Source organism: Klebsiella sp. EMBS2024 (assembly GCF_036233805.1).
In the GTDB taxonomy this organism is placed as follows: domain Bacteria; phylum Pseudomonadota; class Gammaproteobacteria; order Enterobacterales; family Enterobacteriaceae; genus Klebsiella; species Klebsiella pneumoniae.
This window is the reverse complement of record NZ_JAZARW010000001.1, coordinates 2,606,158-2,616,093: the sequence shown is the minus strand read 5'-3', so window position 1 is coordinate 2,616,093 and position 9,936 is coordinate 2,606,158. Positions and strand designations below refer to the sequence as shown.

Here is a 9,936-nt window from a genome sequence, read left to right as displayed (position 1 = left end):
GACACAGGATCACGGCGATGAAAACACGAAAAATTGGACTGGCTAACTATCTGGCCTACGGCGCGGGCGATTTTCTCGGCGCCGGCACGACGGCGTTAACCGCCGCATGGCTGCTCTACTTTTACACGACCTTTTGCGGACTGACCCCGATTGAGGCCACGCTTATTTTTGCTGCCGCCCGCGTGCTGGACGCGGTGGTAAGCCCGCTGATGGGCTTTCTCACCGATAACTTTGGCACCACCTGGCTTGGTAAGCGCTTCGGCCGCAGAAAATTCTTTATTCTGCTCGGCATCCCCTGCGTATTCAGCTATTCAGCGATGTGGGTCGGCGAGATGGGCTTCTGGTACTACCTGGCGACCTATCTGCTGTTTGATATGGTCTATACCATGATTTTGGTGCCCTATGAGACGCTGGTGCCGGAGATGACCGATGACTTTAAACAGAAAACCAAATTCTCCGGCGCGCGCATTTCGATGGCGCAGATGTCGGCGATTTTAGCCTCCTTCCTGCCGGGGATCCTTCTCTCCTGGCTCGGCAAAGATAATGCCAGCTCGTTCTTCTATGCCAGTCTGGTGTTCTCGGTGCTGTGCGCGGTGATGCTGACTCTGGTCTGGTGTTTCACCTGGGAACGACCGCGGGAGGCGTGGTCGGAAGCGGCCCTGCGGGCGGAAGCGGAAAAACAAAACTTAACCCTTGCTCAGAGCCTCAATCGCCTGGTGATTGAGCTGAGTTCTACGCTGCGGATAAAAATTTTCCGCCAGCACCTCGGCATGTATCTGGGGGGCTATATCGCCCAGGACGTCTTCAATGCCGTGTTTACCTATTACGTGGTCTTTGTTCTGATGCAGGAAGCCGCCGTCGCCTCGAACCTGCTGGGGACGATGGCCATCTTCCAGTTTATTGCAGTAATCGCCATGATCCCGCTGTGCATTCGTTTTGGCCCCGCGCCGTCGTACCGCATGGTGGTGGTCCTGTTTGGCCTGAGCTCACTCTCCTACGCGCTGCTCTATTACGCCGGACTGAGCGACGTCTATTCCTTATTGCTGCTCATCTCTGCTGTCGCCGGACTGGGACGCGGCGGGATAAATTACGTACCGTGGAATACCTACACCTATATTGCCGACGTCGACGAAGCGATCACCGGCCAGCGCCGGGAGGGGATTTTTGCCGGCATCATGACCCTGACCCGCAAAGCCTCGCAGGCGAGGGCGGTGATGCTGGTGGGGATCATTATGCAGTTGTCGGGGTTTGTTTCCGGGCAAAAAATACAGCCTGAAGGGGTCAGCCATACCATTCTGCTGATCCTCAGCGTCGGCACTCTGGTGGTGTTAGCCTGCGGCTTCCTCGTCTCGCTGCGCTTCAAGCTCAACCTGCACACCCACAGCGTCCTGCGCAGCGAGACCCTCAGAATGCGCGAGCTCGGCTACGCTCAGTCGGAACAAACCAGTGCGGAACACCGTGCGGTGGTCGAGCTGCTGGCGGGGATGCCTTACGACTGTCTGTGGGGCAATAACAATATTGGCTATCTGAATCGTCATAAACCTGCTGCCCCGGCGCTCATTAAGGGCGGCGCTTTGAATTCGACATATACCCGAGGTTAACAACATGAAAGTTTGGCCGGTCAAACATAGCCCATTACTGCGTCAGCCTGAGCGTTTTATCGCCCGCAGCGAACTGCAGGCGCTGATCCGCAACGTGACGCAAAACCTGGTGAATATTAAGGATGAGAGCGGGCAATTTTTACTACGCCTGGATGACGGGCGCGTGATCGATACCAAAGGCTGGGCCGGATGGGAGTGGACCCACGGCGTTGGGCTGTACGGCATCTATCAGTATTACCAGCAAACCGGCGATATCGAGATGCGTGATATCATCGATCGCTGGTTTGCCGACCGCTTCGCCGAGGGAGCAACGACCAAAAACGTCAATACTATGGCCCCGTTTCTGACCCTGGCTTACCGCTTTGAAGAGACCGGCCGTATGGCGTATCTGCCGTGGCTGGAGAGCTGGGCGGAGTGGGCGATGCACGAGATGCCGCGCACCGAGCAGGGCGGTATGCAGCACATGACTCTGGCGGAGGAGAACCATCAGCAAATGTGGGATGACACGCTGATGATGACCGTGTTGCCGTTAGCCAAAATTGGCAAGCTGCTTAACCGCCCCCAGTATGTGGAGGAGGCAACCTACCAGTTCCTGCTCCATGTGCAGAACCTGATGGACCGGGAGACCGGGCTGTGGTTTCACGGCTGGAACTATGAGGGGCGGCATAACTTTGCCCGGGCGCGTTGGGCGCGGGGCAACAGCTGGCTCACCATGGTGATCCCGGATTTTCTGGAACTGGTGGATCTCCCCGAGGGGAATGCGGTACGGCGCTATCTGATTACAGTCCTCGACGCACAGATTGCCGCCTTAGCAGAATGCCAGGACGACAGCGGCCTGTGGCATACCTTGCTGGACGACCCGCACTCTTATCTTGAGGCCTCGGCGACCGCCGGCTTTGCCTACGGGATTCTCAAAGCGGTGCGCAAGCGTTACGTCGGGCAGCACTACGCCGGGGTGGCTGAAAAAGCGATTCGCGGGATTGTGCAGAATATTTCGCCGCAGGGGGAGCTGCTGCAGACCTCATTTGGCACCGGGATGGGGTCAGACCTCGACTTTTATCGCCAGATCCCGCTTACCTCGATGCCCTACGGTCAGGCGATGGCGATCCTTTGTCTGACGGAGTATCTACGCAAGTACTTCTGAGCAGGGCGCCCCGCTGGCGAGGCGCCGAATAAAACTAACCCGGCTTTCGCCGGGTTGCTTGTTACATACGCTCGACGGTTTCGATACCGAGGGTATCGAGACCCAGCTTGAGGGTTTTCGCCGTGAGCAGCGCCAGCTTCAGACGGCTGTTGCGGGTCTCTTCGCTTTCCGCGCTGAGGATCGGGCAGTGCTCGTAGAAGCCGGAGAACAGGCCCGCCAGATCGTAGAGGTAGGCGCACATCACGTGCGGCGTCCCTTCGCGAGCGACCACGGAGAGGGTCTCTTCAAACTGCAGCAGGCGCGCGGCCAGCTGAGCTTCGCGATCTTCGGCGATGACCACCGGCGCGTCGATCATCGCGTTTTCGTCGATGCCGGCTTTGCGGAACACGGAGAGCACGCGGGTATAGGCATACTGCATATACGGCGCGGTGTTGCCTTCGAACGCCAGCATATTATCCCAGTCGAAGACGTAGTCGGTGGTGCGGTTTTTCGACAGGTCGGCATATTTAACCGCGCCGATACCCACCACTTTCGCCAGATTTTCCAGCTCGTCAGCCGACATATCCGGGTTCTTCTCGGCCACCAGGCGACGGGCGCGCTCCAGCGCTTCGTCCAGCAGATCCGCCAGCTTCACGGTACCGCCGGCGCGGGTTTTAAACGGCTTGCCGTCTTTCCCAAGCATCATACCGAACATATGGTGCTCCAGCGGCACGGAGTCCGGCACGTAGCCTGCCTTGCGCACGATGGTCCACGCCTGCATCAGGTGCTGGTGCTGACGAGAGTCGATGTAGTAGAGCACGCGGTCGGCGTGCAGCGTTTCATAGCGATACTTCGCACAGGCGATATCGGTGGTGGTATAGAGATAGCCGCCATCCTTTTTCTGGATGATGACGCCCATCGGTTCGCCTTCCTTGTTTTTGTACTCATCAAGGAAGACCACGGTAGCGCCTTCGCTCTCAACCGCCAGCCCTTTGGCTTTCAGATCGGCGACGATCCCCGGCAGCATCGGGTTGTACAGGCTCTCACCCATCACGTCATCGCGGGTCAGGGTCACATTCAGGCGATCGTAGGTGATCTGGTTTTGCGACATGGTGATGTCGACCAGCTTACGCCACATCTGTAGGAAATACTCATCACCGCCCTGCAGCTTAACCACGTAGCTGCGCGCGCGCTCGGCGAAGGCTTCGTCTTCGTCATAGTGCTTTTTCGCTTCGCGATAGAAACCTTCGAGGTCGGCCAGGGCCATCTCGCCGGCGTTTTCCTGCTGCTGTTTTTCCAGATACGCGATCAGCATCCCGAACTGGGTGCCCCAGTCGCCGACGTGGTTGGCGCGGATCACCTTATGACCCAGGAACTCCAGGGTACGGACTGAAGCATCGCCAATGATGGTCGAACGCAGATGGCCGACGTGCATCTCTTTCGCTACGTTGGGTGCCGAGTAGTCGACGACGATAGTCTGCGCCTGCGGTTTCGTGACGCCCAGGCGCTCAGACTGCAGCGCGCGGTTGACGTTGTCCGCCAGAAACGCGGGGTCGAGGAAAATATTGATAAAGCCCGGCCCGGCGATTTCAACCTTGTTGGCAATGCCGTTGAGGTCAAGATGAGACAGTACCTGCTCTGCAAGTTGTCGCGGCGCCATACCCAGCTTTTTGGCGACAGCCATCACGCCGTTGGCCTGATAGTCGCCGAACTGAACTTTTGCTGACTGGCGGACCTGGGGTTCGCAATCGGCAGGCGCGCCTGCCGCGATCAGGGCCTGGCTGACTTTTTCTGAGAGAAGAGCCTGAATATTCACCGGAATACCTTACGTGTAATGCGCCTGCCCCCGAGGGAGGCGGCGCCATAATGTGGACAAATTAGGGCGGGAGTATACTGCATTTGTCCCCGTCCGTCAGCATTGCGCGCGGCGCGCCGGCGTGCGCAATCCATCGCCGGTCAGTTGCCCATCAGCGGGGCGGCGGTTGGTCCGCAGGCCGAAACACGGTAAATTACCTTTTCATTACTGACGAGCATTATTGACGAGCAAACCCATGGCAAACTGGCAGCAAAATGAACAACTGGCCGATATTACGGCGGATCTCCCGCGATTTTCCGATGCGCTTCAGCGCTTCACTGCGCGACTGGGACTGGAGATCGCCGGGCTCGACGCCGACCATATCTCCCTGCGCTGTCATCAGAATACCACTGCGGAACGCTGGCGCCGCGGTCTGGAGCAGTGCGGCACCCTGCTGTCGGAGAATATGATCAACGGCCGGCCCATTTGCCTGTTCAAACTGGCGGAGCCGGTCTGCGTGGCGCACTGGCGCTTCCATATCGTTGAGCTGCCGTGGCCGGGTGAAAAGCGTTATCCCCATGAAGGCTGGGAGCATATCGAAATCGTCCTGCCCGGCGATCCGGCAACCTTAAATGCCCGCGCGCTGGCGCTGCTGGCCGATGACGGACTCAGCCAGCCGGGGATCGTGGTCAAAACCAGCTCGCCGAAAGGGGAGCATGAGCGCCTGCCGAATCCTACCCTGGCGGTGACCGACGGCAGCGTGACGGTCAAATTTCATCCGTGGTCTATTGAACAAATCGTCGCCAGCGAGCAAGCCGATACGTAACAGTGTGAAGCCGCGCGGCGTCTGCCGCGTGAAATTGTGACATGCTGCAAAGGTTGTCTGGATCAGGGAGAGAGGAATGGCGGTACTGGAAGTGTGTTGCTACAGCATGGCGTGCGCCCGGGAGGCTGAGCGCTGCGGCGCCGATCGTATTGAGCTCTGCGCCGCGCCGCAGGAAGGGGGATTAACCCCCTCTTATGGGGTGCTGGTCTCGGCCCGCGAGGCGATTACTCTCCCGGTGCATCCGATCGTTCGCCCGCGCGGCGGCGATTTCTGCTACACCGAGGAAGAGTTCGCCGCGATGCTTAACGATATTCGCATGGTGCGGGATCTGGGCTTTCCCGGGCTGGTGACCGGCGTGCTGGATGCTGATGGCCAGGTCGATATCCCGCGGATGAAAAAAATAATGGCCGCGGCGGGGCCGCTGGCGGTGACCTTTCATCGCGCGTTCGATCTGTGCGCTGACCCGCGTCAGGCCTGGAAAACGCTGGGTGAGCTGGGGGTCAAACGTATCCTGACTTCCGGTCAGCAATCCTCGGCGGAGAAAGGTATTTCATTAATTACGGAACTTATTGCCGCAGGGGATACTCCAATCATTATGGCCGGTGCGGGAGTCCGCGCCGCGAACCTGTCGCTGTTTCTGCAGGCGGGGGTGAAAGAGGTCCATAGCTCGGCTGGCCACTGGTTGCCGTCGGAAATGCGCTTTCGTCATCCGGGCGTTTCGATGTCAGCCGATCCCGATGCCGATGAATACAGACGCTACGCCGTGAATGGCGCAGCGGTGGCGGAGATGAAAAGGATTATCTCCGCCTGGAGAAGTTAAACGGTTTTTTGCTGCACATCATGTCGCCCAATATGATGATTGCCCGTACCAGGCCCCTGCCCATTAAACAGGGGCCTTTTTTTATCTCGCTTTTTTCGCCAGCGACTGCTGGGTTTCCGGTTTGGTGGCAATGATCACAGCTCGTAATGGCGCCGGATAGCCTTCCACCGTTTTGCGCTGATCCTGTGGGTCGAGGAAATCGGCCAGCGATTCGGTCGTCATCCATTCGGTGCGTCGCTGCTCCTCTGTCGAGGTGACGCAGGCGTCGACGATGCGCACGTCAATAAACCCGCACTTCTCCAGCCACATTTTCAGGGCCGCCGCCGAGGGGATAAAATAGACGTTGCGCATTTGCGCATAGCGGTCGCCCGGTACCAGCACCGTATTTTCATCTCCTTCAACCACCAGCGTCTCCAGCACCAGCTCGCCCCCTGGCGCCAGCTGATCTTTCAGCTGCCACAGATGGTCCAGCGGCGAGCGGCGGTGGTAGAGCACCCCCATCGAGAACACGGTGTCGAAGGCCTCCAGCGCCGGCAGCTGCTCGATGCCCAGCGGCAGCAAATGCGCCCGCTGGTCGTTACCGAGCAGCTTACGCACCGCTTCAAACTGGCACAGGAACAGCTGGGTGGGATCGATACCGACCGCCAGATGTGCGCCGGCGCCGATCATCCGCCACATGTGATAGCCGCTGCCGCAGCCCACGTCGAGGATAGTCCGGCCAGTGAGATCGGACAGGTGCGGCAGAACGCGCTCCCATTTCCAGTCGGATCGCCATTCGGTATCGATATTGATGCCGTACAGCGAATAAGGGCCTTTGCGCCACGGCATCAGGTTTTTAAGCAGATTTTCGATCCGCCGCTGATGGCCTTCGCTGAGCGGCGTTTCGCTCTCGGCGGTGACGCTGTGCAGAAGATCCAGACGCCAGGGCGTTAACTCCGGCAGAAATTCTACGGCGCGCTCCCATTCACGAAACTTGCCGTGCAGGGCATCGCGCTGCCAGGCGGCTACCTGGGCAGGCAGCGTCTCCAGCCAGTGAGACAGCGGGCTTTTGGCGATCAGCTGATAGAAGTTACTGAAGTCGATCATGCCTGCTCCCCGGCTTTAACAGCCACCAGCGAGCCAAAGTTAAAGCACTGGAACCACAGTTCGGCATGTTCAAACCCAGCCTGACGCAGGCGGGCTTTATGGGTTTCGACGGAGTCCGTCAGCATCACATTTTCCAGCATGCTGCGTTTCTGGCTGATCTCCAGTTCGCTGTAGCCGTTGGCGCGCTTAAAGTCATGATGCATATTGAACAACAGTTCGCCAACGTGGGCGTCTTCGAAGCTGAATTTTTCCGAGAGCACCAGCGCGCCGCCCGGATTCAGCCCCTGATAGACTTTGTTGAGGATCGCCTGGCGATCGCCCGGCTCAAGGAACTGAATAGTAAAGTTCAGGATCACCAGCGAGGCGTTTTCAATGGTCACGTCGCGGATATCCCCTTCAATCACTTCGACCGGCGTCGGCGCTTTATAAGCGTCAATATGGCGACGGCAGCGCTCCACCATCGCGGGAGAGTTATCGATAGCGATAATGCGACAGCCCGGATGGCTAATATTGCGGCGCACGGAGAGGGTGGCGGCGCCCAGCGAACAGCCAAGATCGTAAACCTGAGTGTTGGGCTGAACGAAGCGCTCGGCCAGCATGCCGATCATCGAGATGATATTGGAGTAGCCGGGCACAGAACGCTGGATCATATCGGGGAAGACTTCAGCAACCCGTTCATCAAAGGTCCAGTCGCCGAGGCTGGCAATCGGCGCGGAAAAAAGCGTATCGCGGTGAGACATAACGTTAAACCCGAAAAAACGAAAACGGCGTATTGTGCGCTAACGGAGGGAGAAAACCAACTCCCAGGGCATATACCAGAGATTGGCCAGCACCATTAGCAACAACGCGCACCAGGTGGCGCTCATGCCGGAGCGGCGCCAGTAGTAGACGCGGTGATGAAAACCCCAGGAGTGCATCAGTCGCCCGACAATCAATAAAATGCCGCAAACGTGCACCATCCAGGTCTGAGCGCCGTTCATCTCCATAAATAACAGCAAAATGAGGCCAATCGGCACATATTCGACGGCATTGCCGTGAACGCGGATGGCAACCTGCAGCTCGCTAAAGCCGCCGTCACCGTAGCCTACATGGTATTGGGTGCGCAGACGCACCACGTCAAATGAGAACTTCACTAACAATAACGCACCTAAAACGGCATACAGCGCGCTGACCATACGAAAACTCCCTTTAACTCTGGCAGATGGCTCCGGATATGATAGCAGGATATCAGAAAAGAGAAGATTGCTGCGGAATCGACGGCGCATTTCCTGCCGCCGGCAGGGCAGCGCGCAGGTCACCCCACAGGGTATCCANCAGCGCCGGGGCGAAGGCAATGTCCGGAGTATGCAGGAACAACCACGGGGTCCCCGACTGATGCCACTTCGCCAGGGTCTGAAGCCAGACGCGAAACAGTTCCCGGTTATGGGCCATATCGTCACCGCCGATAAAGCGCACCATTGGCTGTCGGGCGGTCATCACCGCATGTACCGGCACCTTCGGTTTCTTTTGTTGGGCATCGATCATCGCCGGACTGGTGGCCGCAGCGCTATGGACCGGGCGGCTGTCGAGGATCACGCGGTTGACGTTACGCTCGTGCAGCCCGCGGTTGAGCTGCTGTTCCGCTTCCCCTTTGGCGAAAAACTCGGGATGACGAACTTCGACGCCGTAGGTGAAATCCTTCGGCAGTCCGTCGAGAAAATGCCATAGCGCGGGGAGATCGCGAGGACCGAACGTCGCCGGCAGCTGCAGCCAGTACTGGCCGATGCGCGAGGCCAGCGGCGCCAGGCGGGCAAAAAATTCGCTGCTTAACTCGTCGCAATGGCGCAGGGCGGCCTGGTGCGAGATGGTGGCCGGGAATTTGAAGCAGAAGCGGAAGTCATCGTGGGTCTGTTCGTACCAGCGGGCGACAATCTCCGGCTTTGGTAGCGCATACAGGGTGGTGTTGCCCTCCACGCAGTTAAAGTGGCGGGCGTACTCTTCAAGGCTGGTGATGCCAAGGCGCACCCATTTCGGGTGCGACCACTGGGGAAGCCCAATATAAATCATAGCGCCGTGAGGATCTCCTCGGTACTGCGCACCCGGCCGATGCGCGGGAAAATATGCGTCATACTGCCCTGATGCTGCTCGGCGGAGGCGGCGCTGCAGGCATCTTCGGCGATGACCAGGTTAAAACCCAGCTCCCAGGCATTGCGGGCGGTGGATTCGACGCCGATGTTGGTGGAGATGCCGCAGAGAATAATGGTGTCGATCCCGCGGCGGCGCAGCTGAAGCTCAAGGTCGGTGCCATAGAACGCGCCCCACTGGCGTTTGGTCACTTCGATATCGCTCTCCTGCTTACCCAGCGTGGCCGGGTAGGTCCACCAGTTTTCGGGCAGCGTATGCGCCCCGGCCTGAGCGTCGACAGGCTGTTTCAGCGCTTCGGCGAAATCGGCCGACCAGCCCACGCGGACCATGATGACCGGCGAACCCTGTTGCCGGCACTTGTCTGCCAGGCGAGCGGCGCGCGCCACCACCTCGTCAGCCCGATGCGGGCCGCCGGCGAAAGGCAGAATGCCTTCCTGCAGATCGATTACCACCAGCGCCGTGTTTTTTGCATTGAGTTCTAACATGGTATCCCCGTATCTTCATCTGTTGTCAGGCGGCTACAATACCTTTGCGGCTTCAGCAAAAGAGTAACAAATTTTG

At 58.7% G+C, this 9,936-nt stretch carries 10 protein-coding genes; 4 read left to right on the top strand and 6 right to left on the bottom strand.

Translation table 11 applies throughout. From position 1 onward, the window contains the following. The first annotated feature begins 17 nt into the window (after positions 1–17). On the top strand, positions 18–1,601 hold the full coding sequence (locus VZP09_RS12065) for an MFS transporter (RefSeq protein WP_328795168.1): 1,584 nt from the start codon (positions 18–20) through the stop codon (positions 1,599–1,601). Between the two features lie 4 nt (positions 1,602–1,605). Then, positions 1,606–2,745: a beta-galactosidase BglB gene (gene bglB, locus VZP09_RS12060; protein ID WP_002911497.1), complete on the top strand. Its 1,140-nt coding sequence runs from the start codon at positions 1,606–1,608 to the stop codon at positions 2,743–2,745. A gap of 61 nt (positions 2,746–2,806) precedes the next feature. Here bglB and argS read toward each other — a convergent pair whose 3' ends face one another. After that, entirely contained in the window at positions 2,807–4,540 is a 1,734-nt protein-coding gene (argS, locus tag VZP09_RS12055; RefSeq protein WP_004151452.1) for an arginine--tRNA ligase, read from the bottom strand. Between the two features lie 235 nt (positions 4,541–4,775). On the opposite strand from argS, the gene VZP09_RS12050 reads away from it, so the two are divergent. Continuing rightward, a complete protein-coding gene (locus VZP09_RS12050) occupies positions 4,776–5,345 on the top strand; it encodes a VOC family protein (protein WP_002911491.1) in 570 nt (189 codons plus the stop codon). 76 nt (positions 5,346–5,421) lie between these two features. Continuing rightward, positions 5,422–6,165 (top strand): copper homeostasis protein CutC, encoded by a 744-nt coding sequence (cutC, locus tag VZP09_RS12045; protein ID WP_032411874.1) that lies wholly within the window; start codon positions 5,422–5,424, stop codon positions 6,163–6,165. Positions 6,166–6,246: 81 nt separating this feature from the next. On the opposite strand, the gene cmoB is transcribed toward cutC, so the two are convergent. The 5 genes from cmoB to VZP09_RS12020 all read right to left on the bottom strand — a co-directional run bounded on the left by cmoB (position 6,247) and on the right by VZP09_RS12020 (position 9,860). After that, positions 6,247–7,251, bottom strand: coding sequence for a tRNA 5-methoxyuridine(34)/uridine 5-oxyacetic acid(34) synthase CmoB (cmoB, locus tag VZP09_RS12040; RefSeq protein ID WP_004151451.1), 1,005 nt, complete (start codon positions 7,249–7,251; stop codon positions 6,247–6,249). Continuing rightward, positions 7,248–7,991: a carboxy-S-adenosyl-L-methionine synthase CmoA gene (cmoA, locus tag VZP09_RS12035; RefSeq protein WP_002911486.1), complete on the bottom strand. Its 744-nt coding sequence runs from the start codon at positions 7,989–7,991 to the stop codon at positions 7,248–7,250. Before cmoA ends, cmoB begins: the two co-directional genes overlap by 4 nt. 39 nt (positions 7,992–8,030) lie before the next feature. After that, a complete protein-coding gene (locus VZP09_RS12030) occupies positions 8,031–8,426 on the bottom strand; it encodes an MAPEG family protein (protein ID WP_002911484.1) in 396 nt (131 codons plus the stop codon). A gap of 52 nt (positions 8,427–8,478) precedes the next feature. After that, entirely contained in the window at positions 8,479–9,297 is an 819-nt protein-coding gene (locus VZP09_RS12025) for a DUF72 domain-containing protein (protein WP_328795167.1), read from the bottom strand. After that, a complete protein-coding gene (locus tag VZP09_RS12020; RefSeq protein ID WP_004145564.1) occupies positions 9,294–9,860 on the bottom strand; it encodes a hydrolase in 567 nt (188 codons plus the stop codon). The genes VZP09_RS12025 and VZP09_RS12020 overlap by 4 nt, the downstream gene beginning before the upstream one ends. Between the last annotated feature and the right edge of the window lie 76 nt (positions 9,861–9,936).